At 48.0% G+C, this 26,401-nt stretch carries 27 protein-coding genes; 23 read left to right on the forward strand and 4 right to left on the reverse strand.

Annotated elements, in window-relative coordinates; all coding sequences use genetic code 11:
- Positions 1–141: 141 nt before the first annotated feature.
- The 7 genes from QU597_RS13435 (at position 142) to QU597_RS13465 (ending at position 8,605) form a co-directional block, all read left to right on the forward strand.
- Positions 142–528 (forward strand): DivIVA domain-containing protein, encoded by a 387-nt coding sequence (locus QU597_RS13435; protein WP_054940428.1) that lies wholly within the window; start codon positions 142–144, stop codon positions 526–528.
- A 91-nt stretch (positions 529–619) separates the two neighbouring features.
- Positions 620–3,346 (forward strand): CHASE3 domain-containing protein, encoded by a 2,727-nt coding sequence (locus QU597_RS13440; protein WP_310833074.1) that lies wholly within the window; start codon positions 620–622, stop codon positions 3,344–3,346.
- A gap of 212 nt (positions 3,347–3,558) precedes the next feature.
- Positions 3,559–4,425, forward strand: coding sequence for a PRD domain-containing protein (locus QU597_RS13445; protein ID WP_310833075.1), 867 nt, complete (start codon positions 3,559–3,561; stop codon positions 4,423–4,425).
- A gap of 22 nt (positions 4,426–4,447) precedes the next feature.
- Positions 4,448–4,954: a PTS sugar transporter subunit IIA gene (locus QU597_RS13450; RefSeq protein WP_310833076.1), complete on the forward strand. Its 507-nt coding sequence runs from the start codon at positions 4,448–4,450 to the stop codon at positions 4,952–4,954.
- A 40-nt stretch (positions 4,955–4,994) separates the two neighbouring features.
- Positions 4,995–6,449 (forward strand): N-acetylglucosamine-specific PTS transporter subunit IIBC, encoded by a 1,455-nt coding sequence (gene nagE, locus QU597_RS13455; RefSeq protein WP_310833077.1) that lies wholly within the window; start codon positions 4,995–4,997, stop codon positions 6,447–6,449.
- Between the two features lie 161 nt (positions 6,450–6,610).
- The gene (locus QU597_RS13460) at positions 6,611–8,143 is read left to right on the forward strand and encodes a methyl-accepting chemotaxis protein (RefSeq protein ID WP_310833078.1); all 1,533 of its coding nucleotides are present in this window, start codon (positions 6,611–6,613) and stop codon (positions 8,141–8,143) included.
- Between the two features lie 147 nt (positions 8,144–8,290).
- Entirely contained in the window at positions 8,291–8,605 is a 315-nt protein-coding gene (locus tag QU597_RS13465) for a hypothetical protein (protein ID WP_310833079.1), read from the forward strand.
- A gap of 112 nt (positions 8,606–8,717) precedes the next feature.
- On the opposite strand, the gene QU597_RS13470 is transcribed toward QU597_RS13465, so the two are convergent.
- On the reverse strand, positions 8,718–8,930 hold the full coding sequence (locus tag QU597_RS13470) for a hypothetical protein (RefSeq protein WP_236329598.1): 213 nt from the start codon (positions 8,928–8,930) through the stop codon (positions 8,718–8,720).
- 176 nt (positions 8,931–9,106) lie between these two features.
- A complete protein-coding gene (gene catR / locus QU597_RS13475) occupies positions 9,107–9,433 on the reverse strand; it encodes a catDE operon transcriptional regulator CatR (RefSeq protein WP_310833080.1) in 327 nt (108 codons plus the stop codon).
- A gap of 161 nt (positions 9,434–9,594) precedes the next feature.
- On the opposite strand from catR, the gene QU597_RS13480 reads away from it, so the two are divergent.
- The 7 genes from QU597_RS13480 to QU597_RS13510 all read left to right on the forward strand — a co-directional run bounded on the left by QU597_RS13480 (position 9,595) and on the right by QU597_RS13510 (position 15,315).
- Positions 9,595–10,377 carry a GTP cyclohydrolase II gene (locus tag QU597_RS13480; RefSeq protein WP_310833081.1) on the forward strand — a complete coding sequence of 261 codons (783 nt, stop codon included), beginning with the start codon at positions 9,595–9,597 and terminating at the stop codon, positions 10,375–10,377.
- Positions 10,378–10,451: 74 nt separating this feature from the next.
- Positions 10,452–11,507, forward strand: coding sequence for an ABC transporter ATP-binding protein (locus QU597_RS13485; protein WP_310833082.1), 1,056 nt, complete (start codon positions 10,452–10,454; stop codon positions 11,505–11,507).
- A 76-nt stretch (positions 11,508–11,583) separates the two neighbouring features.
- A complete protein-coding gene (locus QU597_RS13490) occupies positions 11,584–12,378 on the forward strand; it encodes an ABC transporter permease (protein ID WP_236333083.1) in 795 nt (264 codons plus the stop codon).
- Positions 12,379–12,382: 4 nt separating this feature from the next.
- Positions 12,383–13,168: an ABC transporter permease gene (locus tag QU597_RS13495; RefSeq protein ID WP_310833083.1), complete on the forward strand. Its 786-nt coding sequence runs from the start codon at positions 12,383–12,385 to the stop codon at positions 13,166–13,168.
- A gap of 178 nt (positions 13,169–13,346) precedes the next feature.
- Positions 13,347–14,318, forward strand: coding sequence for an ROK family protein (locus tag QU597_RS13500; RefSeq protein ID WP_310833084.1), 972 nt, complete (start codon positions 13,347–13,349; stop codon positions 14,316–14,318).
- A gap of 72 nt (positions 14,319–14,390) precedes the next feature.
- Positions 14,391–14,927, forward strand: coding sequence for a hypothetical protein (locus QU597_RS13505; RefSeq protein WP_310833311.1), 537 nt, complete (start codon positions 14,391–14,393; stop codon positions 14,925–14,927).
- A 49-nt stretch (positions 14,928–14,976) separates the two neighbouring features.
- Positions 14,977–15,315 carry a DUF6054 family protein gene (locus QU597_RS13510; RefSeq protein WP_310833085.1) on the forward strand — a complete coding sequence of 113 codons (339 nt, stop codon included), beginning with the start codon at positions 14,977–14,979 and terminating at the stop codon, positions 15,313–15,315.
- Positions 15,316–15,353: 38 nt separating this feature from the next.
- On the opposite strand, the gene QU597_RS13515 is transcribed toward QU597_RS13510, so the two are convergent.
- Positions 15,354–15,797, reverse strand: a complete 444-nt coding sequence (locus QU597_RS13515) for a DUF4395 domain-containing protein (protein ID WP_310833086.1) — start codon at positions 15,795–15,797, stop codon at positions 15,354–15,356.
- Between the two features lie 154 nt (positions 15,798–15,951).
- Between QU597_RS13515 and QU597_RS13520 the strand changes: the two genes are divergently transcribed.
- From QU597_RS13520 to QU597_RS13545, 6 genes are all read left to right on the forward strand, one after another.
- Positions 15,952–16,572 (forward strand): TetR/AcrR family transcriptional regulator, encoded by a 621-nt coding sequence (locus QU597_RS13520; protein WP_441295343.1) that lies wholly within the window; start codon positions 15,952–15,954, stop codon positions 16,570–16,572.
- Positions 16,573–16,635: 63 nt separating this feature from the next.
- Positions 16,636–18,090: a DHA2 family efflux MFS transporter permease subunit gene (locus QU597_RS13525; RefSeq protein WP_310833312.1), complete on the forward strand. Its 1,455-nt coding sequence runs from the start codon at positions 16,636–16,638 to the stop codon at positions 18,088–18,090.
- Between the two features lie 147 nt (positions 18,091–18,237).
- Positions 18,238–19,044, forward strand: coding sequence for a M15 family metallopeptidase (locus QU597_RS13530; protein ID WP_310833088.1), 807 nt, complete (start codon positions 18,238–18,240; stop codon positions 19,042–19,044).
- A 143-nt stretch (positions 19,045–19,187) separates the two neighbouring features.
- Entirely contained in the window at positions 19,188–19,958 is a 771-nt protein-coding gene (locus QU597_RS13535) for a stalk domain-containing protein (protein WP_310833089.1), read from the forward strand.
- Positions 19,959–20,130: 172 nt separating this feature from the next.
- Positions 20,131–20,760, forward strand: coding sequence for a TetR/AcrR family transcriptional regulator (locus QU597_RS13540; RefSeq protein ID WP_310833090.1), 630 nt, complete (start codon positions 20,131–20,133; stop codon positions 20,758–20,760).
- A 20-nt stretch (positions 20,761–20,780) separates the two neighbouring features.
- Positions 20,781–22,277 (forward strand): MDR family MFS transporter, encoded by a 1,497-nt coding sequence (locus QU597_RS13545; protein ID WP_310833091.1) that lies wholly within the window; start codon positions 20,781–20,783, stop codon positions 22,275–22,277.
- Positions 22,278–22,353: 76 nt separating this feature from the next.
- On the opposite strand, the gene QU597_RS13550 is transcribed toward QU597_RS13545, so the two are convergent.
- Complete coding sequence (locus tag QU597_RS13550; RefSeq protein WP_310833092.1) at positions 22,354–23,256, reverse strand: DMT family transporter; 903 nt, start codon at positions 23,254–23,256, stop codon at positions 22,354–22,356.
- A gap of 125 nt (positions 23,257–23,381) precedes the next feature.
- On the opposite strand from QU597_RS13550, the gene QU597_RS13555 reads away from it, so the two are divergent.
- The 3 genes from QU597_RS13555 to QU597_RS13565 all read left to right on the forward strand — a co-directional run bounded on the left by QU597_RS13555 (position 23,382) and on the right by QU597_RS13565 (position 26,362).
- On the forward strand, positions 23,382–24,260 hold the full coding sequence (locus QU597_RS13555; RefSeq protein WP_310833093.1) for a LysR family transcriptional regulator: 879 nt from the start codon (positions 23,382–23,384) through the stop codon (positions 24,258–24,260).
- A 124-nt stretch (positions 24,261–24,384) separates the two neighbouring features.
- Positions 24,385–25,545: a Gfo/Idh/MocA family protein gene (locus tag QU597_RS13560; protein WP_310833094.1), complete on the forward strand. Its 1,161-nt coding sequence runs from the start codon at positions 24,385–24,387 to the stop codon at positions 25,543–25,545.
- A gap of 64 nt (positions 25,546–25,609) precedes the next feature.
- Positions 25,610–26,362 (forward strand): hypothetical protein, encoded by a 753-nt coding sequence (locus QU597_RS13565; RefSeq protein WP_310833095.1) that lies wholly within the window; start codon positions 25,610–25,612, stop codon positions 26,360–26,362.
- Positions 26,363–26,401: the final 39 nt, after the last annotated feature.

A 26,401-nucleotide genomic window follows, 5' to 3' on the forward strand; every position in this document is an offset into this window, starting at 1 on the left:
CTCCTTACCCTATTCACCGGGCAGACAATCAACAGAGCCCTGTAGCGGGAAACTGCAACTTTAGTGATATTTTCAGGCTGCTTTCAGCCTGCTATAATGAGAACTGCCAATAAACACAGATAAAGCTTGGAGGACACAACCATGGACGAACATATGAAACGCCGGCTGGATAAGCAAAGAAAGCTGTTCAGCCAGCTCGGCATCACACTTGATGCACTCACCATTCACGAGAAAGAGTTCAGTATGAAGCTGCGCGGTTACGATGCAGAGGAAGTGGATACCTTTCTGGATAGCGTAATTAAGGACTACGAACGTTTTTATGCAACGATTGCCGATTTGATGGATAAATGGCAGGAGCAGCAAATAGAGATGCGGGAATTGAGAGCAGAATCGAAGGCGGCAGCGGCAGCCCCGGCACCTGTTGTCAGAGGCATTGATCCGCTTGAGCTGGAGGATATTATCATCAGGCTGGAGAGTAACCTGCGCCAGTTAAAGGACAAGCTTCCCCGCACTGAAGGGTACTTATAAGCACGGACAAGCGGAGGCTTGTTGACATTATTTTCATGGTTTACAATTAGAGGGGCAGTATATATTGGCAAGCAAGATGGAGGTTGAACCTTTGCTTAATAAACAGGCTAGGAGCTTGAATATTCGAGGCAAAATCGCGCTTGGCTATGTCGTAATTTTAGTAATGTTAGGCCTGTTTTTGATCATTGTTTCGAATCGGATCTCTGAGTTAGAGAAGGAAACAGTTTACCTGAGCGATCACGATATTAAGGTTCACGAGCTTACATATCAGATAGAAAAAAATGTACTGGATATGGAAACGGGACAAAGAGGGTATGCGCTCACCGGAAACAGCACTTATCTGGAGCCCTATAACGATGGTCTATCCGAGTGGGATGTGAATTACTCGAAACTGAAGCCCCTGATTGCAGATAATCCGGAGCAATTGCACAATCTGGACAATATCAAAGCGGGTATCGAAAAATGGTTTTCGCTGGCTGGCCAATATGTGGTCAACCTCAAGAAAAACGGCCGGGATGCAGAAGTCGCTGCGTTCTTTCGGGAAGATTCCGGCAAAACCATTATAGATTCAATCCGCACACAATCCGATTATTTCCGGGATAAAGAACGGACGCTTACCAGTGAACGCATTAAGAGTCTTAAGAACGGGAATCATAAGCTCATTAACACGATGTATATTTTGTGGGCTCTAGTAGCGCTGTTGGCCTACCTTATAACACATCTGCTCTCATCAAGCATCGTAAGGCCATTACAGCATGTGATTCAGGCCATTAACAATATTGCCGGCGGCGGTAACATGTCTGAACGGATTAAAGTAAGGACCGTAGATGAAGTTTATGATCTTGGTGAAGCGACTAACGGGCTGCTCGATAAGATTCAGCAGGATCAATGGAGTGCGGAACAGCTGGCTGCGATGTCTCTCATACTGCAGGAAACAACCGATCTTTCAGTAATGAGTCAAGTCTTTATGAATAAGCTTTCGAAAATTTTCGAGATCCAATATAGTGCTATCTATGTTCTGAATCATGAGGAAGAAGTATATAAGCGGATGTACGCCTATGCAGGCAGCAGCGATAAAGATGCCTCGTTCGGTGCTGATCGAATTCACCCGGGTGAAGGACTTGTCGGACAGAGTGCCCTTGATAAGTCAGTCAAGTTCATCGAGAATTTGCCGGAGGACTATATTAGTATCAATTCAGGACTCGGCAGAACCGCGCCGAGGTTTGCGGTGATTGCACCGGTCATTTTTGAGAACAAGACATTAGCCGTTCTGGAAATTGCATCACTCACGAAGTGGGCTCCATATCATTTGAAGCTTCTGGAAGAGCTCCTTAAGACCATGAGCGTCTCGTTAAATTCTGTGATCACCCGCAGCGAGATTCAATCACTCTATCATGATTCTCAGGTGATGAATGAGGAGCTTCAGGTACAATCTGAGGAATTGCAGGTGCAGTCTGAGGAATTGCAGGTTCAAGCAGAAGAACTGCAGAACCATACGAACGAACTGCTTGTTCTGAACAGAGAGCTTGAAATCCAGAAATCTGTAGCTGAGAATGCTGCTGTTGAACTGGATAGATATAACAAGCAGCTGGAACTAAGCTCGCGCTATAAAAGCGAATTTTTGGCTAACATGTCCCATGAACTGCGCACACCGCTTAATAGTATGCTGATTCTGTCCCAGCTGCTTATCGAGAACCGCAGTAACACATTAAGCGAAGAAGAACTGGGGTATGTATCTGTGATTCATTCCTCCGGGAGTGATTTACTCGCCATGATTAATGACATTCTTGATTATTCCAAAGTTGAAGCCGGCAAAATGCAGGTGGAGATGGACGCGGTTAATCTCACTGAACTTCCGGCGCTGCTCACAGGCTACTTTGACAAAACAGCAGCGAAACGGAACTTGGAATTTTCGGTCCAGGTTGAAGAGGATGTACCTGACTTATTCTTCACCGATGAGATGCGGATGCATCAGATTTTACGTAATTTGCTGTCCAATGCTTTTAAATTTACAGAGCATGGCTTTGTTCAAGTGAAGATAAGCTGTGCGGAGAATCCCTTCGCTTCGCAAGACTACCAGCAGGAACGGATGCTGGCTTTTGCGGTAATAGATAGTGGTATCGGTATTTCCGAAGCAAACCGTGAACTCGTTTTTGAAGCTTTCAGGCAGGCAGACGGAACAACCGCACGTAAATACGGAGGAACAGGACTTGGGCTGTCCATTTCACTTCAGCTGGCCAGGCTGCTGGGCGGACATATCACACTGCAAAGTGAAGAAGGGAAAGGGAGCACCTTTACACTTTACCTCCCTTATCTGCAAGAGGAGACGGATATCCCTCTAATTCCGCTGGGAGCATTGTCCCCGGTTGCAGCAGCGGTTGAGCAGGATGCAGTATTAAATGACAACATCATGTTCGAGAAGGAGCATCTCAAGCTGCATGGCCGGACGGTGCTGATCGTAGATGATGACTCACGTAATATTTTTGCTCTGCAGAACGGGCTTGCCCCCTATGATATGAACATTCTTACAGCACAGACCGGCTTTGAATGCCTGCAAATTGTCAGAGAGCAGCCTGAGGTGGATATTGTGCTGCTGGATATTATGATGCCGAACCTGGACGGTTATGACACACTCTCCATTATCCGTGAAGAGCTGCTGCTGACAGAGCTGCCGATTATAGCGGTGTCTGCCAAGACCATGAAGGAAGACCGGGAGAAATGTCTGGCTGCTGGAGCCACCGATTTCATGAGTAAACCGGTTATCTTGCAGGATGTTGTAACCCGGATGTGCAGATTAATCAGACCGGCGGAAGGATAGGACATGGGCTCGCCTTGACTTTTCTAAATTTACCATTGACTCAAATATGGGCTATGATTTATGATGGTCTCATAAATGATCATTTATACAACAAACAAATGGCGTGTTACCGTAAAAGGGCATGAGCCAAGGATTGTCTCCATTAATCATATGGAACGGTTCTTGGCTCTTTTTAATGCAAAAATCTTTGAATTAAGGAGAGGAGGGAGAACTTGTCGCGGGAAATCGAACAATTTCAAGTACTACGGGTGATCGGGAATAATGTGGTTATGGTTCAGGGAAGCAAGAACGGCAAGGAATATGTCATTATCGGCAAAGGCATCGGTTTTGCGGTGAAAGATGCCGGAGTGATTGAAAGCAATGATCACCGGATCGAAAAACTGTTCCGCCTGGAAGACCGGGAGGAATGGAGCCAGTATCAGATTTTGCTGGAGGACATTGATCCAAAAGTAATGAGAATTACGGATGAGATTATTGGGGATATCACCTCTCAGTTTCCCGGCAAGTTAAACGACAAGATCTATTTGGCGCTCCCGAGTCATATCCAATTTACCATCTACCGGTTGAGAAGCGGAATGGATATCATTAATCCATTTCTACAGGAAACCAAAATGACGTTTCCCAAAGAATTTGAGATCGCTTCCAATGCGGCAGAGAAGATCAGCACTGAATTCAAAGTGCAGATTCCTGAAGATGAGATAGGTTTTCTCACCTATCATGTCTATTCCGCGGTGAGCAATGTACCTGTGGGCCAGGTGGTGAAGGCTTCGAACATTGTTAACGAACTGCTTGATCTGATCCGGACAGAGCGTAAGATCACTTTTGCGCAAGGCAGTATGAACCATGTGCGGCTGATGATCCATCTGCGGTTTAGCCTGGAACGGATTTTGCAAGGATCGCTCATTGACAATCCGTTCGTGAAGCATATTAAAAAAGAATTTAAAGCGGAATATAAGCTGGCGCAAAAACTCGGAAAGGTCATGCAGAGCAAACTTGACGTGGAGGTTCCTGAAGAGGAATTATGCTTCCTGGCTATGCACTTGCACCGGCTATTCCAAACCTTAGAAAAAAATAAATAGCAGCCCGGGAGGAGTGGTGCGGATGTTTTCCAAATGGAGATCCAAAAAAGAAGAGCAGCGTACTGGACATATAATCGAAATTGCAGCGCCTATCAGCGGGCAGGCTGTCCCGTTAATGGAAGTTCCCGATGAGACCTTTGCCGGAGGGCACATGGGTAAAGGACTCGCTATAGAGCCTGCGGAAGGCAAGCTATTGGCGCCTTTTGACGGTAAGGTTGCCCATATTGTCAAATCGGGTCATGCACTAATTCTTGAACACGCTTCCGGATTGCAGCTGCTGCTGCATATCGGGATCGATACGGTCAGCCTGAAGGGCAGCGGATTTAAGAGTCATGTGGCTACGGGAGACACAGTACGAGCCGGTCAGATTTTAATTGAGTTTGATCTTGAGGCTATAAAGTCTGCGGGGTTATCCGCAATCTCGCCGGTCATTGTAACGAGCATGGAGGAAACTCCGCCAGAGGTTGAATGCCTATACGGGCAGGTTACCGCAGGAGCGGGTCTCATTTTAAAAGTAGCTGCACAATAATCACGACTATCAATTATGAAATCGAGGAGATGATTTTATTATGTTGGCTTTTTTACAAAAGTTAGGCAAGTCCCTGATGCTTCCGGTAGCAACCTTGCCTGCGGCAGCTATTCTGCAAGGATTCGGATTAATTGACTACGAAAAGGACTTCCATTTGGGGAGTGCCGTTGGCGGATTTTTGAATCAGTATGTTGGACCTTTCCTAAATGCCGGCGCAGGTGCCATCTTCTCAAATTTGGCCTTAATCTTCGCGATTGGGGTAGCCATCGGATTTGCCGGTGATGCTGTTGCTGCCTTGTCAGCGCTGATTGCTTATATGGTGCTCAATAATGTACTGAAGATTGTTCCCTTACAATTTTCCTTCATTAATGACGATGTAGTGCTAAATATGGGCGTGCTTGGCGGGATCTTTGCCGGCGCGTGGGCAGCATTCCTTTACGAGAAATATCATAATGTAAAAATGCCTGACTGGCTCGGATTTTTTGCCGGCAAGCGATTCGTTCCAATTATTACCGCAGCTTCAACGATGGTCCTGGCCGTCTTTATCGGAATGATCTGGAGTCCGGTTCAGGACGTTATCAGTGATTTCGGAAACTGGGTAGTAGGCCTCGGGGCAATCGGCGCGTTCGCTTTCGGTACGGCCAACCGTTTGCTGATTCCAATCGGCCTGCACCATGTCATCAATACAATTGCCTGGTTCCAGATCGGTGACTTTACGAATGCTGCAGGAGAAGTGGTGCATGGTGACCTTACCCGGTTCTTCGCCGGAGACAAAACTGCAGGGATGTTCATGACAGGCTTCTTCCCGATTATGATGTTCGCATTGCCTGGTGCAGCCCTGGCATTCATCCATACCGCCAAGCCTGATAAACGTAAGCTGGTTGCATCTATCTTCATCGGCTCGGCGATCGCTTCCTTCCTGACAGGGATAACCGAACCGCTGGAATTCTCCTTCATGTTCGTGGCGCCGCTGCTCTATCTGGTGCATGCCGTTCTCACAGGTCTGGCAGGTTTGCTGATGTACGTGCTTGAGGTCAAACTCGGTTTTGGGTTCTCAGCCGGTCTGTTGGACTACCTTCTGAATATGAAGCAGTCTACCAATGCGTGGATGCTTATCCCGGTCGGTCTTGCTTTCTTCGTCCTCTATTATGTGTTGTTCCGCTTCATTATTGTGAAGTTCAACCTGAAGACACCAGGACGCGAAGATGATCTGGACGATACATTTGAAGAAGTTAGCGTTGGGGGAACAAGCGGAGCCTCGTCATCAAGAGCCGCAAAGATACTGGAGAATATCGGCGGGCCCTCCAACATCCGCACCATTGATGCCTGTATTACACGACTGCGGCTGAACGTGAACGATGAAAAAGCAGTCAAGGATGCCGCGTTGAAGCAGCTAGGCGCATCCGGGGTGATGAGACTGGGGCAAGGTGCAGTGCAAATTGTCTTTGGACCCCAATCCGAACAGATCAAGGATGATATTAAGAAATTAATGTAATACATCATCAGAAGTTCATAAATTAACGTAAAGCAAGGGCGGATCCATTACATCCGTCCTTGCTTTTTTGTTGTCTTCCGGCTTGTCAGCTAAATTGGACGGCTCCTTTTACCGATATAAAATTGTATGCATTTTGTATAAAGATGAAGGGGTGAGAGAAAATGGATATGGGAATTCCGGGGGAACGTCACAAACAATCAGTGCAGACATTAAGCACCTCATCCAATTATAGTATATTTGAGACCGATCTAATTGCCAGGCGGAATCTGATGATGGCCTACCTTATATTACTCATCTCTGTACTGGCCTCAATATTCCTCATGGTATCGGAAGGGATGATAACTGGACTTATCGCTGTCACGCTTAGTGTAGTTGTGAATGTACTCCTGTTCGGTGCAGTTAAGATAAAGATTGCCACCCGGCAGATTCCCTATTTCATTGCTGTCTTTTCATCCTTCCTGGTCCTGTATGCTAACCTAACGCAGCCGGAATTAATTACGATACTCACGTTTGCGCTGCTGCTTTTATTATATCCAACATATGGCCCGCTGCTGGTCTACAGTATAGTCAGCTTCATCCAATTAAATGTTTTCAGGATACATCCTGCTGTCTCCGATTCGCCTCCGTACCAATGGGGAGATAATCTAAAGCTGTTTATTCCGCTTGTGGTAGTATTTGTGCTCTCCATACTCTTCCGCCAGCTTAACATGAATGTATTCAGACAAACATCGGAATCTGAAGCGGCTAATGCAAGGATGGAGACACTGTTGGATCAAATGAGAAACTCGATTCAAGAGATGGGAGCTTTTAAACAGAAGCTGCAAAGAAATGTAATAACCACGGGGTACATTACAAGCGAACTGACAATGGGCTTTGCCGAGATGACCAAAGGGATTGAAAGCCAGGCAGCCAGCGTCGGAGATATCTCAGAAGCCATTAGCGCTGCAGGTACGGCCCTTCAAACAGTGGCGGATAATTCCAGCATGATGCGCGAGCTGTCGAATGCTTCTGCACGGACCGTTGAACGCGGCAATGAGCAGGTAACCTTGTTATCACAGAGCATACTGGAAATCAGTGCGATGATTGATAATATAACCTCTGTGATGGACGAGCTTAATGAACAAAATAACAGCATTGGCTCCATTGTTGAGACGATTCAATCGATTGCTTCCGAGACAAACCGGCTCGCAATCAATACTGCGAAGGAGGCAGCTGGCGCTACCGATCATGGACAGAGTTTGGATGTAATTACCGCCCAAGTAAGTAAGCTGGCAGAGCATTCTAATCAATCCGCAGAGGAAATATCCGGGCGTCTAGGCAATCTTAGAGTAAAAGTTATGCAGATGACAAACCAGATAGAGCAGGGTAAGCTTATGATTGAGTCCAGTGAATCTACGGTCAAGCAATCGGAGGAAGTCTTCCGTGAGCTGTCGAATATTGCTGTGAAGGTGGTTAAGCAGGCAGAGGAAGCAGCGGAGAAATCGATGGATGTGGCTAACTCTTCAAGTGTAATCATTGGCGAAGTCGACTCCATATCAGCGGTGACAAAGGAGTCCAGGGCTGCCTCGCGGGAAATACTTGCCAGTGTTGAAGAACAAAAGACGATTGTGGATCAGGTGGTTGCAGGATTTGAGCGTTTGGATGAACTGATTGGAGCATTACAGGTGCTTTCGGGGATAAAGCAGCCAGCTTAAAGGTAACATCCATAGACCAGACCACTGCGGGCATTTAGATGTCCGCTTTTTTTTATGCAGAATGGCTTTTTTCTCCTTAAGAACTATTGCAATATCTATAATACCGAGTATAATACTTGGTATAAATGGATTAAGGAGTCGGTACACATGTCAGTCGATGATTATCTGGATCTTCTAAACTATGCCAAAGCAATTAACGATGGACAGTGGCAGGCTGACATCATTGAGAGTTTGAAGAATTTTAAGGGAGCCTCGGAAGAATACAGAAGAGAAGAGAATGTCCGGGAGCTGTGGAACCGGTTCGATGATATTAATCGTAATTTGCTGGTATTGTTTGACAAGCTAAGAGCGAATGATGGTTCAGAGGATAGTTACCGGTGGAAAGAGCAGATCTGGGAGCTGAAGATGGAGCGGATTACAATAGCGAAGCAGATTCAGGAGCGGTACATCAAGATTAGATAAAACAAGCAGACTAGATATAAAAAATGGCATGCAGTTGGTCTGCTCTGCCAAGACTTGCGAATATCCGGTTAATGTGAATTTAACGGATTCACGGTAACCTATGAATTCATGATTACTTAGACATTTGCATTCCTTCGCGCATCATAGTCATACACATGGTCATCATTTCATCGCAGTCTTGCATTTTCTTCATCATCATGTCCATGTTCATGTCCATCATTTTCATTTCGGACATCATTTCCATACACATCTTCATTGAGTTCATCTTAGCCATCATGTCTTCCATACACATGTTCATCATCATTTCCATGCACATTTTTTCCATTGTTAGCTCCACCTCTCAATTTATAATAGATTACGCTTTTAAATTACTATATTTTCCTGCTGACTTCAACAGAAAAAAATTAAATGAATATTTAAAATGATTATAACAACAAATAAGCGCCCATTTGATCCGGAAGCCGGTTCAAAAAGGGCGCTTGTTTGCTAGCGGGACGGCCGTCACTGTTTCACACCGAGCTCAATCCAATCCGAAGACCAGTTTCCGATTTCCCCCAGAATAGGAGCAAGAGCTGTTCCTTTCGGGGTAAGCGAATATTCAATGCGCACTGGCATTTCAGGATACACTGTCCGTTGAATGATGCCTTCGTTCTCCATTTCTTTCAAGCGGTCGGAAAGAACCTTGCCGCTGAGATTGGAGAGACAGCTTTCGATTTCACCGAAACGGCGGGGGCCTTGCATCAATACAAATACGATCAATGCGACCCAGCGTTTGCTAAGCACGTCTACCGCTTTCTCAAAGCGTGGACACATCTCGAATTCATTCATTTAGATCACCTCTGCATTCATTATATCACAAACTTACAATAAGTAATTATAATTATTTAAATATATATTATAACTTGACGAAGTTATATTACAATGATAAACTAACTTACAAATAGTTACTAGTAAGAAATTAAATTATTAAAATTTAGGACGGTGCAATTATGATCAAACCGGATATCATTTCTATATTGCAGAATAAAATCAAATGGATCACTAACGATGACAACACTAACATATTAGTTGGACCGATTACTTTGCCTGTTAATCTGGACGGAGAGACCGTCACTTATAAATGGTACAGCTGGATCAAAGCGACAGATGCTGACCTGCTTCAAGGGGACTCCAAGGAGGCTACTGAACTGCTTATTTCGCGGTTGTCGTCCATGAAGCTTGCGGACGGGCAGCAGTCGAGTGTCCTCGTCTATGGTGACTTTGAATATTCGGACGAAGCGCTCATCCGGATGCACAGCATTTGCCATACCGGCGATATTTTTGGCAGCAAACGCTGCGATTGCGGATTCCAGCTCCGCCAGTCCATGAAGATGATTGCCCAGCATGGCTCCGGGGCGCTGTTCTATCTGGCCAACCATGAAGGAAGAGGGATCGGCCTGTTCAGCAAAGCTATGGCCTATATTCTTCAAGAAGAAGGCTATGATACTGTGGAAGCTAATCTGGAGCTGGGTTTTGCCGATGATTCCAGAGACTATACGGATGCGATCAGCGTACTTCAGCATCTGCGCAGCAAACCTGTAACTCTGATCACCAACAATCCTAAGAAGATGGAAGCTCTGAAGGCTGCAGGGATGAACACCGGCAAGCGAATTCCGCTCTGGGGTGATGTCTCTGTCTTCAATGAAAAGTACCTGCGGACTAAAGTAACACGCTCCGGCCATCTGGAAGCTGTGAAGTCCCCGGAATTCTTTGAAGGCCGCGTCGCCAAATAAAGAGGGTAGTGCTTTTCCATTCCGTACATTATAATGGAGAACTGAACCATACTATTAGCTTAGCGAGGTACTCTATGAACGCAATTGAAGTGCAGGACTTGCGCAAAACCTTCAAAGTCCAAAAAAACCGCGAGGGCCTCAAAGGGGCCTTCGCTGATTTGTTTAAACGGCAATATTCTGAAGTTACAGCTGTGAAGGATATTTCTTTTACTATTCCCCAAGGGGAAATCTGCGGCTATATCGGCGAGAATGGAGCAGGCAAATCAACGACGATCAAAATGCTCTCGGGAATTTTGGTTCCTTCCTCAGGCAGTGTGTCTGTGGGCGGCTTTGTTCCTTATGAGGAACGCGAGAAATTCGTGCAGAATATCGGTGTTGTGTTTGGCCAGCGCAGCCAGCTCTGGTGGGATATCGGTGTTATTGAATCTTTTCAGCTGCTGCGTAAAGTGTACCGGGTATCCGAGCAGGATTTCAAAAAAAGGCTGGACGAGCTGGTCGAGCGGCTGGAGCTGCAGGAGCTGCTTAACCGTCCGGTCCGCAAGCTAAGTCTTGGCCAGCGGATGCGCTGTGAGCTTGTGGCTGCGCTCCTGCATAATCCGTCGATTATATTCCTGGACGAGCCGACCATTGGACTTGATATCGTCGTGAAGTCAGAGATCCGCGATTTTCTTAAAGACATGAACCGTGAGCATGGCACTACCATTCTGCTGACAACCCATGATCTGCAGGATATCGAAGCCCTGTGTTCACGGGTAATTATGCTGGATGACGGACGAATTATCTATGATGGCGGGCTTGAGGAGCTGAAGCAGCGCTGGGGAACCGGACGCGAGGTGCAGTTCCAGTTTGGGACAGCGACTAAGCTTGCGCAGCTGGTGCAGTGGACGGACGGGATGCCCGTGTCCTGGTCGGCTGAGAATGAGCTGGGAGCCAAGGTATGGATTCCGCTGGAGCTGAACGTATCCGATGTGCTGGCCCGGGTTGTCGGTCAAGCCGACATAACCGACATCAAAATTATCGAAACGAATACGGATGAGATTGTACGCAGCATTTATCAGTCCGGATCTGCCGAGAAGCCGGAAGAGATGATCGCGGGCCTGCAGGATGAGAAAGAGGCCACTCATGTCTAAAGCTTTAAAGACTGCTGTCTCCACCTCAGGTGGAGGCTCTTCGTCAGGCCATTCCCCGGAAAACGGGCGACGGCTGCTGCTTGGTGCTTACTTTGATTTTATCCGCATCCGCTTTCTGACTATGCTGGCTTACCGGATCAATTATTATTCTGGTATTCTGATTTATACCCTGAATATCGGGGTGAATTATTTCACCTGGAAGGCCATATATGGCGGCGGTGAATCTTTAGGCGGCTTTACAGGGGCACAAATGACAACTTATGTTGCTGTCTCCTGGATGGCGAGGGCCTTTTATTTCAACAATCTGGACCGTGAGATTTCTACGGATATCCGTGACGGCAGCATCGCGATCCAGTTCATCCGCCCCTATAATTACGTGCTGGTCAAAATGATGCAGGGACTCGGTGAAGGGCTGTTCCGGTTCATGATGCTGATGATTCCGGGGATGATTATAGCGGTACTACTGTTTCCTGTGCAGTTGCCTACGGAGCTTTCGGCCTGGATCGGTTTCCTGGTCATGCTCTTCTTCAGCTTCCTGATCAGCTCACAGATTAATGTAATCACAGGCCTGACTGCTTTTTTTGTCGAGAACAATGAAGGCGTAATGCGGATGAAGCGGGTAATCGTGGACCTGTTCTCCGGTCTGATTGTGCCGATCACCTTGTTTCCGGGCTGGCTGTCTTCTGTGCTTCACGTGTTGCCTTTTCAAGCCATTACTTACCTGCCGGGCTCCGTATTTACGGGCCGGGTACAAGGGGTAGGCATCTGGAATGTGCTCGGTGTCCAGGTCTTCTGGTTCCTGGCGCTGATCATTCCTATTGTCTGGCTATACCATGCGGCGCGTAAGCGGCTGTTCGTGCAGGGAGGTTGATGATATGTATTACTTGGGATTATTATTTGAATATTTGAAAAATTATATGAAAACCCGGTTAACCTACCGTGCCGATTTTTGGGTGGAGGTCATATCGGATCTGCTGTTTCAGGCGACCAACTTTATCTTTATTCTGGTTATCTTCATGCATACGGACAGTCTCGGCGGCTGGAATCAGAATGAAGTAGTGTTTGTCTACGGCTTCTTTATGGTGCCCTTTGGTGTCTTCAGCTGCTTTGTGAATATGTGGGGCTTCAGTGAGCGATACATTGTTAAAGGCGAGATGGACCGTGTCCTGACGCGGCCGGCGCATAATCTGTTTCAGATTTTCCTGGAAAATGTCGATCCGCCGTCTCTGGTCGGTTCGTTCATCGGACTGATTATTATGGCGATCAGCGGCGCAAATCTCGGCCTGCCTTTTGAATGGTGGACAATTCCGGCATTGCTTGTCCTGACGTTAAGTGCGGTTGCTATATACACCGGGATCTATACGACCCTTACTTCCTTGTCGTTCTATTCCGATGCGCCGACCGGCATTTTGCCGCTCATGTATAATATTCAGACTTATGGCCGTTATCCGGTGACGATCTACAACCGGGCGATTCAGGTATTGCTCACCTGGATTGTTCCGTTTGCTTTTGTCGGAATCTATCCGGCAGCACTGTTCCTGCACAGGGATGAGATGAGAAGCATGGCTTTACTAACGCCGGTAGTCGGCGCAGTGTTCCTGGGTATTGGACTTCTAAGCTGGAATTACGGAGTCAAACGGTATAAGGGAGCAGGCTCTTAACAAAGATAAGTTAGTTATTTGAGGCAGGCGGATGAGACATCTCCGTTTGCTTTTTTTTTTGCCTTGGGAAATCCCTAAGAAAATACTATAAATATGCGATAAAAATCCTAACCTCTCTTTGTCTGAAATCTCATAATAAGGATAGTAACAGGACGATCAAGCAATAGAAGGACGGGATATGATGAACAGCTACATCATAGGTGTCGATTTAGGCGGAACGAATATCAAGGCCGGGTTGTTCGATGCCGGATTCACCGCCGTAGAGGAATTATCTATTTTAACTGAGGCAGCGGAAGGGCCGGCACATGTACTCGAGCGGATCAGACTTGCTGTGAAGCAGCTGACGGAAGGGAACGGGATTGATCTTCAGCAGATTGAATGTATGGGGATGGGAATACCGGGCCTTTTGGACCCGGAAGAAGGGCTGTCTATCTTCTCCCCGAACTTTCCGGGGTGGGAGCAAATACATATTGTGAATGAAATGAAGCAGCATTACGATTTCCCTGTTTATATTGATAATGATGTGCGGGTCAACCTGTATGGAGAGTGGCTGCATGGTGCCGGTAAAAACTGCAGAAATCTGGTGCTGCTGACACTAGGTACAGGTCTGGGATCGGGAATTGTGCATGACGGTAAGGTGCTGTACGGGACGACCTATAGTGCAGGAGAAATCGGGCATATGAATATGTACAGAGACGGCAGGCCCTGCCGCTGCGGCAGCTCCGGCTGTCTCGGGCGGTATGTTTCTGCTGTAGGCATGGTCAATACCTTCATAGAAAAGCTGGCAGCAGGCAAATCCAGTGTCATTCAGTCCTGGACAAACGGCGACGACGGACAGATTACCGCGCTGATGATCTCAGAGGCTTATGACCATGGAGATGAACTGGCGCTAGAATTGATGCATGAGACAGGGAGACTGCTTGGTTTCGGGCTGGCGAATGTGATTAATCTGCTGAACCCTGAGCGGATCATAATCGGCGGGGGAATGGCGGCGGCAGGAGACAGGCTGCTGGGCGTTGTGCGCGAAACCGTGAACGGCCATGCCTTGAAGCTGTCCAGCGGCAGATGCAGCATCGTACAGGCCGAGCTGGGCAGCCGTGCGGGTACTTTGGGCGCTGCAGCATATGCCCATCAGAAATTTAAGGGATAAAGCTCTGCTGCTTTTTTGAAAGATCAGCTTAGCATGATATGCTGTAGTTATCGATTAAGCAGGAGGGTAATGATGAAACGAGACATTCAGCATGTGCCTTATGGTTATGAACCACCGGCCAAGGAACGTAAGGGAAGCTTAATTTTCTATGATTCATTTGAGCGTATCACGGATCAGGAGCTGGAAATAGCTGCGAGGACTGCGGTAGATCGCAAATTCACTAAGCTGGTGCTTTATCCGCTGCATGAGGAAACGGTGAGACGTATGACGAAAGAGCCCGTACAGGCTTACTACAAGCGGGAAGACCGTCTTCATGAGTGGAAAAGAGAGCAGGGACTCCCATTCGTCACCGTGGAGAGTCTGGAAGGAAAGCGGAAGAAATACACGCCGCTGGATTCGGCGCTTCGTCATATCAGCGATGTATATCCAGCGCCGTATTTTCTGTATCTGACTCCGGAAATGGCCAATTTGTTTGCATCCTATTCTTCTTTTGAAGAGTGGATTGTCAAGCTGCGGCTGCTCCTGTCAGAAGAACCTGCCCAGATTCACCCCCGCCTGGCAAAATTCCGCCACCGCTGGGATGTCGCCGGGGCAGACCGGGAGGAATAACACAGTAGAATAAGTAGGCGTGCTTCAACTATGGGGGAGGCAGGTTTGGATGAATGAAGTTTTTAGATTTGATATCAGTCTGCAGCCTGATGCAGCAATAACACTGGTGAGGAACGGTCTATCGGAACAATCGGAGCTGCTGCATCAGGAGCTGCATGATCTTGGAGACGGCCTGATGATTGGAACACTGGTGTATGAACGTTATTTCCTGCGCTCCGGCAATCAGGCTGCGCTAGTGATGATTGTGGATAATTTTCGGGGTGTTAGTAATGTCCGTCTCATTTCGGCGGGAAGCTCAAACAGTAAGGTCTTTAAATTCGATTGGGGAGCAGGCAAAAGCTTCGCCTCTTCTGTAGAGAAGATCCTGACTCCCTACATTTTGAAATGAACTCTATAGACTTTCACATGGCAGCATCGGCACGGTAATTATTTGCCCGATGCTGCCTGTTTGCGTCTGTAACTGTACATTTTCCATTGATAATGGATAAAGCAGCCGATGCAAAAGCCAAGGATGGCAACAGTTGCGGCAGCGGCTACCAGTGCAGTGAAAACATACCCAAGTGCCGTCCAGCCCGCTAAAAAGCTTACCAGTCCGACTGTAAGGCAAAAAACAGCAATGCTCTGATTGAACTGCTGCTGATCCCAGTCTTCCTGCAGGTAAGAGGAAGGCTCTTTCCTCAAGAAATTAGCAGCTAGCTTTATGACCGGATTATATCCAAACAGCAGACCGGACAGTCCGGCGGCCAGCGGGAGCGCAAGAAGCAAATCGATGCCTGTGATCCAGGCCAGCAGTACAGAGATGACGATAAAAGCCTGATTGATTTTGACTAGAGGTCTGGGAATCCCTTTGGTTGTACGGATTTCTCCCACTATAATACACACCTTTCGGATTGGAATAATAATATTATACTTTATCGGACATAAGATTAACAATTGGAATGTTACTTTCTATTCTTAAGAATGATTAAGACCGGGACAGAAATTAAATTTGAAACAATTAAATCTTGACATATAGTTAAAATTTATGGTTTTATTATATAGACCGATTGTTATAAAAGAAAAGGAAGTGTTGAGCTTGTCGAACAAGCACAATGCACGTGAGGCGATTGTGGACACCGCTTCAAGATTGTTTTTCACACAAGGTTATCACGCGACCGGCTTGAATCAGATCATTAAGGATAGTGAATCGCCGAAGGGATCGCTTTATTATTATTTTCCCCGGGGCAAAGAAGAACTGGCCTTAACCTGCATCAGCCGGACAAGTGAAATTGTTGCCCAGCTGCTCCGGTACTACGCAGAAAAACAACTGGGTACATCCGTAATGATACAGGATTTCATTCTGGAGGTAGCCAGGAAGGCTGAGGAGACTTCTTTTGAAGGGTTAGTTCCGTTCAGCTTCTGGGTTGCTGTTGAAACCTCCTGTGTCAGTGATGAGCTGCGCTCGGCTTGTCAATCGGTGTTCAACGACTGGCAGGATGTTATTATGCAGAGTCTGCTTCAGGAAGGCGTTGAGAGCACAACTGCTGCCAATAAGGCTTCAGTCGTCATCTCGCTGTACGAAGGTGCACTTCTCCAGGCGCTGACGCACAAGAGCACCCAGCCGCTGCTTGCTGCGGCACAGAGTATACCCGCCATACTGGGTTAACAAACAGAAAGCTAGAGAGAAAAAATTATCGATTATCAGGAGGATACAAGAGTGGAAGCAACCATGCAAGGCAAGCAACAACCCCAAGCAAAACAGTTCAAAACAATCCCGATTCTTGTTTCTTTACTGCTCGCCGGATTCATCGGGATGTTCAGTGAAACGGCACTGAATGTGGCACTTACCGATTTGATGACCGTACTGAACATTACTCCTACGACAGCGCAGTGGCTGACAACCGCTTATCTGCTAACACTGGGCATCCTCGTGCCTATTTCCGGATTGCTGCTCCAATGGTTCACGACCAGACAGCTATTTGTAGCTGCGTTAAGCTTCTCGATTGCAGGAACCTTTATTGCGGCCATGTCGCCGAGCTTCGAATTTTTGCTGCTGGCCCGTATTGTTCAGGCCATGGGAACAGCACTGCTCCTGCCGCTGATGTTCAATACGATTCTGGTTATTATTCCTCCTGAGAAAAGAGGAGCGGCAATGGGCCTCATCGGGCTGGTCATTATGGTCGCGCCTGCTGTAGGACCGACAATTGCCGGCCTGCTGATCTCAAATTTAAGCTGGCACTGGATTTTCTGGCTGTCGCTGCCTTTCCTGGTCATTGCACTGATCTGCGGAATCCTGTTCATGCAGAATGTATCTGAGGTCACCAAGCCGAAGATCGATGTTCTTTCCATTGTGCTATCATCGTTTGGCTTCGGCGGCATCGTGTACGGATTCAGCAGCGCGGGTGAAGAGAGCGGCTGGAGCAGTCCCAAAGTGATCATTGCGATTGCTATAGGCGTTGTAGCCCTTGTTCTATTCGCCATCCGCCAGCTGACGATGAAGCAGCCGATGATTAATCTGCGTGCCTTCAAGTTCCCTATGTTTACAGTAGGGGTGCTGATGATCTTCATCTGCATGATGGTTATTCTGTCTTCGATGCTGATTCTTCCAATGTATCTCCAGCAGGGTCAAGGCTATAGTGCATTCAAAGCGGGTCTGCTGCTCTTGCCCGGCGGGATTATCAACGGCTTGATGTCACCGCTGATGGGACGTTTGTTTGATAAATACGGTCCGAAATGGCTTGTTATTCCGGGTCTCGTGGTTGTGGCAGTATCACTCTGGTTCTTCTCCAGCATCACTGCTACGTCTACAGTCATTTTTGTTATCGTTCTGCACAGCGCCCTGATGATCGGAATTTCGATGATTATGATGCCTGCCCAGACGAACGGGATCAACCAGTTGCCACTGGAGTATTATCCTGACGGCACAGCGATCATGAACACGCTGCAGCAGGTAGCTGGTGCTATCGGCACTGCGCTGGCTGTAAGCATCATGACCTCTGGCACGAAGAATTATATGAAGACAGTAACTGACGCTGCAGATCCGTCGAATGTGCTGGCGGCATTTACCCATGGGGTGCAGAACGCGTTTATTTTCGGAATGATAATGGCTGTTATCGGTCTGATTGTTGCATTCTTCCTCAAACGGGTTATTATTCAACATAAATCACAAGCACCTATGCATTAATCCTTCTGTTAAGCAATCCTGGCTGTCCACTGCCGGAAAGGCATATCCGCACTTCGGGTATGCCTTTTTGTGCTGGACTTCCTAAGGGGGATAATGTAACTTATACAGCGTAAATATTTCCGGATACTAAGGCGAAGGAGGTTAAGGATGTCGCAGCGGGCTGAACAAGAAAATAACGATGATATGAAGAAGCGGTCTAGAGTGGCAAGAATGAGTTTAGTAATCCTTCTGCTTGCAGGGATGGGTGCATTGCATGCAGAGAACTACGGCTCAGCACAGGCAGCTGTAACAGGTCAGGATACACTCGGAATACCGGCGAAAAACAGCGTGGTCAAGAAAAATAATCTGCCGGTGGGATTTGTTTATCTTGATGAAGTTATTCCGGAAGCGCAGTATCAGATCTGCTACTACGGCAAAAATAATTTTACCGGAGCACCAGTCAACGGGTACAAGGCGCCACTGGCAATCTTCACCCGTACGGCGGCAACTGCCTTGAAGAAGGTCAGTACCGATTTGGCCGGCAAGGGTTATATTCTGAGAATCTATGATGCCTACCGTCCGCAGAAAGCGGTAACCCGGTTTGTGGCTTGGTCCCAGGATTCTTCGGATACCAAGAACAAACAGCTCTATTACCCGCAGCTCGATAAACGCAATCTGTTTAAGCTGGGCTTTATTGCCAAGAAATCCGGGCACTCCAGAGGCAGCACCATCGACTTAACACTGGCTGACAAGAAAACAGGAGCCCTGGTGGATATGGGCAGCCCGTATGATTTCTTCGGAGAGATCTCTTATTATAATACGGTGCTTGTGAGCAAGACCCAGCATCAGAACCGTAAGATCCTGAAAGATGCAATGGTCAAACAGGGCTTCAAGCCTTATACCAAAGAGTGGTGGCATTTTACGCTGAAGAGTGAGCCATACCCATCACTCTATTTTAATTTTGATGTAGAATAACAAATGTACTGAAATGATGTTAGGCAGATCTTTTTTACGAAAAACTGGTTATATTCTTGAGAAAATCGGTTATTGTTTAATGTAAGACTATTCCCTTCAGACTCTGTGTATACTAATTCTAATACAGGAGAGGTGGAATCGATTTGAAGAACAGAATCGCAGCCGTTATCCTTAGTATTCTGTTAGTGGCAGCCGGAACAGGGACTTTTACAGCACAAGAGGTTAAAGCCGCGCCGAACATGAGTGTTATTGTGAACGGACAAGCTCTTTCGCTCGCAGATTCGACGGTATACAAGAGCGGAGCTGCCGTGATGGTGCCCCTTCGTGAGGTTGCCGAGGCTCTGAAGTACAAGATTTCCTATCAAGGGAGTACCGGAAAAGTTCAATTAAGCAGGGTCAACGAAATCATTGAGTTCCAGGTTGGCGGTCATGAGATTGTAATGGGAGAAAAGGACAAGAAGAAGGTTTCTTTCAAAGGTGCAATTGAAACCAGAGATAAACGGCTTTATGTCCCGCTATCTTTTCTGAACTCGATTGGCTTAATCGCCGGATATAGCACGGATACGAATCAATTAGAGATATATACGCCTGAGGTGGCGGCTGGAGCGGTATCAATGTTGCTGGCAACAGGCCAATATCAGGAGCTGCAGACCCGGTATTTTAACGATAAATCCGGGCAGATGCCTGATTTACCGCTCATTCAAAAGAATTGGGAACAGATCGCAGTTCCGGCGGGGAAATATTTTGGAGTGAAATCTACAGCCAGTGATTGGGGCGGGGAGACGCTCACTATTCAAAGCATTTTGTCTTTTACAGAAGCCGAAGCTGTACTAACGCTGTCATTGGACAGTGCCGGCAAGATCACCGGTCTGAAGCTGGAACCCGTGGCTGCTGCAGACGAATCTCATAGCTAACAAGTAAGAAGGCGACCGGACTCCTGGATGGGGCGGATCGTCTTCTTTTTATGTATCTGTAATCATATAGGCTATTGACATCACGGGGAAAACAGTATAGATTAAATTTGGATTAAACAGTGTTTAAAACGGCGTTTAGAATTGCTTTCAAAGGGGTGATATTCATTTTATTATGACCAAAGCCACTAACTACGCAGATTCTTCAGAGAAGGATACGAAGCAGACGATTCTTGATGCTACAGTAGAACTGATCCGGGAAAATGGATTCGGCTGCGCCACACTCCGCAACATAGCCGCTAAGGCGGATATCAACCTTGCACTGGTGAATTATTATTTTGGTTCAAAGGATCATCTGCTTGGGGCTGCGGTAAGAGTACTCGTGTCCACTTTTAACGATGCCTTTCAAGTGCTGGAGGATGATCTATTGCCGCCGAGAGAGAGGCTTAAGGAGTTTTTTATCCGGTATATCACTAACCTTGAACGTTATCCGGGACTGGCGAAACAGATGCTTGATCAGCGGCATGTAATTCTCGGCTCCCATGATGAATATGCAAGGTATTGCAAGATGATGAGAATTGAAAAAATTCTTGCTGCGTTGCAGGAAATTACCGGAGAACAAGACAAAGATCAGCAGATGACGATGCTTTTTCAGCTTTATGGTGCGATGGTATTTCCAGTAGTCATGGCATCGAGTTTACCCCAAGATCAGGAAGGTGTACTCCCGGTCTTTCAGCTTCCTGCGATTGGAGATCAGATTGACGGATTGTTTGACCGTTTTTTTACCAAACCAAATCATAATTAGAGAAAAGAGTGGAGAAAAAAATGCCAACGATGACGAATGGGAATCCTGCTGCAGCTGAGCAGCCCTTCTCGCTAAAAGCCATACTGCCGCCATTGCTGGCAATTATAGTCGGGATGATTATGGTTATCCTGGACGGTACAGTTGTCAATGTGGCAGTACCTAAACTGGTTGAATATTTCAATACGGATCTGAAAACCGTCCAGTGGGCAATTACAGGCTACACCTTAGCCTTGGCTGCCGTGATTCCGCTGGCGGGTTACATGACGGACCGGTTCGGTTCCAAACAAGTGTTTGTTGCGACCGTAGCAATGTTCGTGCTGGGTTCGATGCTATGCTCTCTTGCGCAGACATCTACACAGCTGGTTGTTTTCCGCGTCATTCAAGGTCTTGGCGGGGGAATGGTTGCCCCAATCGGGATGGCAATGGTATTCAGGCTGGCCCCTCCGGAACGCAGAGGCTCCATTATGGGGATGCTGGGCATTCCGATGCTGCTAGCTCCTGCACTGGGTCCGGTGCTGTCGGGGTGGCTGGTGGAGTATGTAAGCTGGCATTGGATTTTTCTGATTAATGTGCCGATCGGCATTGTGGGCATCATTCTGGGCATCAAATATTTGCCGACCACGGAGAAGAAAGGCAAAGCACATCTTGATGTTCTCGGTATCATCCTGGCTCCGGTAGCCTTCTCGATGCTGGCTTACGGTGTCAATGAAGGCGGAAGCAACAGCTGGTCAGCTACCGGAACCATTGTTGGACTGTCTGTAGGCGGTGTGGCGCTAGTGCTCTTTGTTATCGTAGAACTGCTCCACAAGCATCCGCTGCTGGAACTGCGTGTATTCCGTTCATCGGACTTCTCCCGCGGAATTCTGCTCTCCTGGGTCACCCAGGCTGCATTATTTGGTTCCATGCTGTTCGTCCCTCTCTATCTGCAGCAAATCCGTAATTACACCCCACTGGAAACCGGTCTGATTCTGCTTCCGCAAGCTTTGGCTTCGGGTATCGGAATGCCGATCGGGGGACGGCTGTTTGACAAAATCGGCGCCCGGCCGCTATTGTTTGTGGGGCTAAGCATCATTTCAACAGCGCTGTTCATGTTATCTGGGATTACCACCGATACGGGACTTCCGCTAATTATGTTCTGGCTGTTTCTGATGGGCCTGGGAATGGGCTTATCGATGATGCCTGTGAACACACATGTACTGAATTCCGCACCCCGTGAATGGGTTGGCCGGGTTACTCCCCTCACAGCTGCTGCACAGCAGGTGGTAGTCTCCTTTGCCGTTGCGGGCATGACCGGTTATTTAACGAGTCAGATTTCGGTTCACACCAAAGAATTGAGCGAAGGCGGCAATCCGCTGACAGCTGCGGTTCTTGGATTTAATGATGTGTTCTTTCTCTCGGCATGTATCGCTGTAGCGGGAGTGGTGATCAGTCTAATCCTGCGCAAGCCTAAGCAGCTTCAGCAGAAGGCTTCTGCGGATGGGCAGAACCCTGACCCGGCCATGATGATGGGACATTAACGCTAAGCTTGGCAAAAAGCCGCTGCAGCCTGTGGTAGTACCACAGTGCTGCAGCGGCTTTTTGCGCTTGGGCTCTTTAGATATCCGCTCTGCGTTTCTTGAGATATCGGGGGAAATGGGAAGCTGGGGACATTTTGCCGAGCAGCTCGGAAGCGACAATGCCCAGCATCACCAGAGCAGCTCCCGCATAACCCTGCATCGACAGCTGTTCTCCGGCGAACCAGTAACCGAAGAAAGCGGCGAATACGGGCTCCAGTGAAAAAATCAGCCCGGTACGTGTCGGCGTGGTGAATTTCTGTGCAACCGGCTGCAGGATGAAACCGCAGGCGCTGCACAGAATGCCGAGTGCCAGAATCGCGATCCAGCCTGGCATGTTGGACGGGAGGCGGGGAGTTTCGAATATGGCAGACAGCACAAATGCATAGCCACTCACGAACCCGAGCTGGAGAATTCCGATGTTCAGCGAATCACAGCTTTTTACCGCCTTGCCGGTGACAAGGATTTGAACGGCATAAAACAGGGCTGACAGAATACAGAGGAAATCACCCGGTTGAATGTGTAATGTAGAATTTAGCGTAAGCAGTCCGATGCCGGCTATGGCCAGTATTGCACCAAATACTTGCGCAGCGGCGACTTTCTTACGGAAGACCAGGACATCGAGCATCGGGACAAAAATAACAGTCAAGGCGACCAGAAAACCTGCGTTGGAAGTCGTCGTTGTCTGCAGGCCAAACGTAATGCAGGTGAATACGCCGAGCAATAAAAACCCGAGCAATGCCCCGTATCTCAATGTTCTGAGATTGATGCTGCGCAGCCGTCTGTGAAACAGAATTGCTGCTAAAATAAAAGCAAGTCCGAAGCGGAGGGCAATCAGGTTGAATTCCCCGAGAGTGCCCAGCCCCATCTTCATAAATATATAAGAGGAACCCCAGAACATTGTTACAACCAGGAGCAGTAGCTCGGCCTTGAGCGGCTTCATCGTTGGTATCATCTTCCTTTTTCTTATCTTGTGTTTATAGTATAATACGGTCAATTACATAAGTTAACTGAATGTTTATCATAGCTTACATGAGAAAAATTCATGTTAAGAAAGGAGAAGGGAAGTTGAGTCTGAATAAGTATGAGGTCTTTCTGAAAGTGGTGGAGCTGGGCAGTTTAACGAAAGCAGCAGAAGTGCTGGGGTTCACGCAATCAGGAATCAGCCATACCATCAGCAGTCTGGAAATGGAGTTTGGATTTTCCCTGCTGCTGAGGAACCGCTCAGGAGTCAAGCTGACGGTCAACGGGGAACAGGTTGTGCCGGCGATGCGTGAGATTCTCAAGTGGAACGAGCAGCTGAAGCAGCAGGTTGCAGATATTCACGGGCTGGAGACGGGGACGATTACCATCGGAACCTTCACGAGTGTATCCGTGCATTGGCTCCCGGGGATGATTAAAGAGTTCCGCCGGGAGTATCCTTATATTGAATTCAAGCTGATGGAGGGCGGATATCTTGAAATTGAGCAGTGGATTGAATCCGGGGTGATTGACTGCGGCTTCATCTCCCTGCCTACACGGGATAAATTTGAAGTGTTCCCCTTGAAAAAGGACCGGATGCTTGCGATCCTCTCCCAGGATCATCCGCTCTCTCAGGCTCCTTATATGCCGCTGGCGCAAATTGCGCATGAGGATTTCATTATCCAGAAGGCGGGTTCGGACTATGATGCCCGGCGGGTACTGGAAAAGGCCGGAATCCATCCGAATATCAAATTTACTGCAGGGGATGACTCGGCGATTATCGCGATGGTTGAGAACGGTTTGGGGATCAGCATTCTTCCGGAAATGGTCATCACCCGCCAGAACCACAACGTAGCCATGCTGGAGCTGGAAGAACGCAGCTTCCGTTCGCTGGGTATAGCTGTGAATTCGCTAAAATATGCTTCACCGGCTGCCCGGCGGTTTCTGGCGCATGTGCAGGCCTGGCTGAAGGATTCTTCAGAATAAGACTCGGCAGTTGAATGTACGGTTGACGGGCGCCAGTCCCCATGAGAAAATGTACGCGATATATTAAGCGTTTACAAATTTGCTTCAGGCAGCTTAACTACAACGGATCTCAAGGAGGAGTAAGATGAAACAGCTTCGTATTGGAATGATCGGCTACAAATTTATGGGCAAGGCCCACAGCAATGCCTACCGCAGTCTTCCGATGTTCTTCCCGCAGGTTTTGAAGCCGGAGATGTCCGTTATCTGCGGCCGGAATGCTGAAGCGGTGGGAGCCGCAGCGGATCAGCTGGGCTGGGCGGAAAGTGTAACCGACTGGCAGGAGCTGATCAACCGTGATGATATCGATCTAATCGATATCAACGCTCCGAGCAATGCGCATAAAGAGATTGCCCTGGCGGCGGCTAAGGCTGGCAAGCATATTTTCTGTGAGAAGCCGCTGGCGCTGAATCTGGCAGATTCCCGCGAAATGCTGGATGCTGCCAATGCTGCAGGAATTAAGCATATGATTGGTTTCAATTACCGGTTTTCTCCTGCAGTGAGGCTGGCGAAGCGGCTGGTGGAGAGCGGCCGGCTCGGGAAGATTTATCATTTTCGCGCCTGGTTTCTTCAGGACTGGATTCTGGACCCTGAGTTTCCGCTCGTCTGGAGGCTGCAGAAGGAGGTCGCCGGCTCCGGTTCCCATGGGGATCTGGGAGCGCATTTAATTGATTTGGCTCATTTTCTGGTAGGGGATGTGCAGGAAGTAATCGGCATGAGTGAGACGTTCATCAAAGAGCGTCCTCTAGCAGCAGAAATGACCGGGCTAAGCGCCCGGGCGGGGAAAGACGCGCCAAGGGGAGCTGTTACGGTTGACGATGCCACTTTATTCCTGGCCCGTTTTGCGAACGGTGCACTCGGCAGCTTTGAAGCTACACGGTTTGCCGCCGGTCACCGTTCGACAAATTCCTTTGAAATCAACGGCAGTCTGGGCAGTGTGAAATTTGATTTTGAGCGGATGAATGAGCTGGAAGTGTATCTGACCTCTGACGCTGAGGATGTGCAGGGCTTTCGCCGTGTCCTGGCCACAGACCCTGCTCATGATTATGCCGAAGCCTGGTGGCCGCCGGGGCATACGATCGGCTTCGAGCATACGTTTATTCACGAAATGCTGGAGCTGTCCTCCGCAATCTCCGAAGGACGCCAGCCGGAACCGAACTTTAACGACGGTGTGAAATGCCAGGCAGTGCTGGAAGCGGTAGAACGCTCGATCACAGAGCGGCGATGGGTCGAAATATCGGAAATGTAATCTTGCTGCAACATTTACCCCGAATTTGCCGTTTGAGAGAGTAGAAATTTCGGGGGAGTGGCTGATGATGTTCAGGATCAAGGTTGCTTACATTTGGATCACCGCGGCAATTTTGCTGCTTGGCGGCTGTTCGGAAGCGCGGGATTCAGGGGATGGGCCCGAAGCAGCCCTGATCTCGGCTAACCCGTATGATGTCCGTCATTTTTTAGCTGATCAAGCTATCACAAATGGAGACATTTATCTGGAGGATAATAAAGTCCATATCAATATAGTCGGGCTAGGCAGAGAGGTGGCAGAACGTTTTGCCGGAAAGTTCACCCCAACCAGCTATGTTCTTCATAATGTAACCTACACTTCAGGTGAGCTGGAGTCGGCATATACTATGCTGTCCGATCCGGAACTCTTCAACCAGCTTAATTTATACGGTTCATGGATTGATGTTAAGCAGAATAAGATTTGGATTTCTGTACCGGATGATTATTTGGCATCTGCCCGAAAAATACTGGAACAGCAAATAGATCCCGGTATGCTATCTTATGAGATTCGTGAACTCGGGGAGCCGCATGTGACCGGCACCATTGTTCAGCTTGAAGCTGATCCGGTGAAGCGGATCCTGATCCTGGAGCCGGGCAAAGAGGACCCGACCTACTGGTTCTCTATAAATCAGCGTTCGGAGCTGTATAATGCTCAGGGCCAAAAGGCCGGGTGGACGGATCTGAAGCCCGGACAGCAGGTCCACCTTTGGAGCACCGGTATGGTTGAAGACTCTCTGCCTGCACAGGCGACGGTGCGACGGCTTGAGCTGATTACGAAATAGTGTCATAGATGAAGAAGAGCACCGCTCACATGCCGTGAA

The organism is Paenibacillus pedocola (assembly GCF_031599675.1).
In the GTDB taxonomy this organism is placed as follows: domain Bacteria; phylum Bacillota; class Bacilli; order Paenibacillales; family Paenibacillaceae; genus Paenibacillus_AQ; species Paenibacillus_AQ pedocola.

Bases quoted from the DNA above. Each gene is read 5' to 3' on its own strand.
- QU597_RS13435 (WP_054940428.1), top strand. From the start codon at position 142: ATGGACGAACATATGAAACGCCGGCTGGATAAGCAAAGAAAGCTGTTC.
- QU597_RS13450 (WP_310833076.1), top strand. From the start codon at position 4,448: ATGTTTTCCAAATGGAGATCCAAAAAAGAAGAGCAGCGTACTGGACAT.
- nagE (WP_310833077.1), top strand. From the start codon at position 4,995: ATGTTGGCTTTTTTACAAAAGTTAGGCAAGTCCCTGATGCTTCCGGTA.
- QU597_RS13460 (WP_310833078.1), top strand. From the start codon at position 6,611: ATGGATATGGGAATTCCGGGGGAACGTCACAAACAATCAGTGCAGACA.
- QU597_RS13465 (WP_310833079.1), top strand. From the start codon at position 8,291: ATGTCAGTCGATGATTATCTGGATCTTCTAAACTATGCCAAAGCAATT.
- QU597_RS13470 (WP_236329598.1), bottom strand. From the start codon at position 8,930: ATGGAAAAAATGTGCATGGAAATGATGATGAACATGTGTATGGAAGAC.
- catR (WP_310833080.1), bottom strand. From the start codon at position 9,433: ATGAATGAATTCGAGATGTGTCCACGCTTTGAGAAAGCGGTAGACGTG.
- QU597_RS13480 (WP_310833081.1), top strand. From the start codon at position 9,595: ATGATCAAACCGGATATCATTTCTATATTGCAGAATAAAATCAAATGG.
- QU597_RS13485 (WP_310833082.1), top strand. From the start codon at position 10,452: ATGAACGCAATTGAAGTGCAGGACTTGCGCAAAACCTTCAAAGTCCAA.
- QU597_RS13495 (WP_310833083.1), top strand. From the start codon at position 12,383: ATGTATTACTTGGGATTATTATTTGAATATTTGAAAAATTATATGAAA.
- QU597_RS13500 (WP_310833084.1), top strand. From the start codon at position 13,347: ATGATGAACAGCTACATCATAGGTGTCGATTTAGGCGGAACGAATATC.
- QU597_RS13505 (WP_310833311.1), top strand. From the start codon at position 14,391: ATGAAACGAGACATTCAGCATGTGCCTTATGGTTATGAACCACCGGCC.
- QU597_RS13510 (WP_310833085.1), top strand. From the start codon at position 14,977: ATGAATGAAGTTTTTAGATTTGATATCAGTCTGCAGCCTGATGCAGCA.
- QU597_RS13520 (WP_441295343.1), top strand. From the start codon at position 15,952: ATGGTTTTATTATATAGACCGATTGTTATAAAAGAAAAGGAAGTGTTG.
- QU597_RS13525 (WP_310833312.1), top strand. From the start codon at position 16,636: ATGCAAGGCAAGCAACAACCCCAAGCAAAACAGTTCAAAACAATCCCG.
- QU597_RS13530 (WP_310833088.1), top strand. From the start codon at position 18,238: ATGTCGCAGCGGGCTGAACAAGAAAATAACGATGATATGAAGAAGCGG.
- QU597_RS13540 (WP_310833090.1), top strand. From the start codon at position 20,131: ATGACCAAAGCCACTAACTACGCAGATTCTTCAGAGAAGGATACGAAG.
- QU597_RS13545 (WP_310833091.1), top strand. From the start codon at position 20,781: ATGCCAACGATGACGAATGGGAATCCTGCTGCAGCTGAGCAGCCCTTC.
- QU597_RS13550 (WP_310833092.1), bottom strand. From the start codon at position 23,256: ATGAAGCCGCTCAAGGCCGAGCTACTGCTCCTGGTTGTAACAATGTTC.
- QU597_RS13560 (WP_310833094.1), top strand. From the start codon at position 24,385: ATGAAACAGCTTCGTATTGGAATGATCGGCTACAAATTTATGGGCAAG.
- QU597_RS13565 (WP_310833095.1), top strand. From the start codon at position 25,610: ATGATGTTCAGGATCAAGGTTGCTTACATTTGGATCACCGCGGCAATT.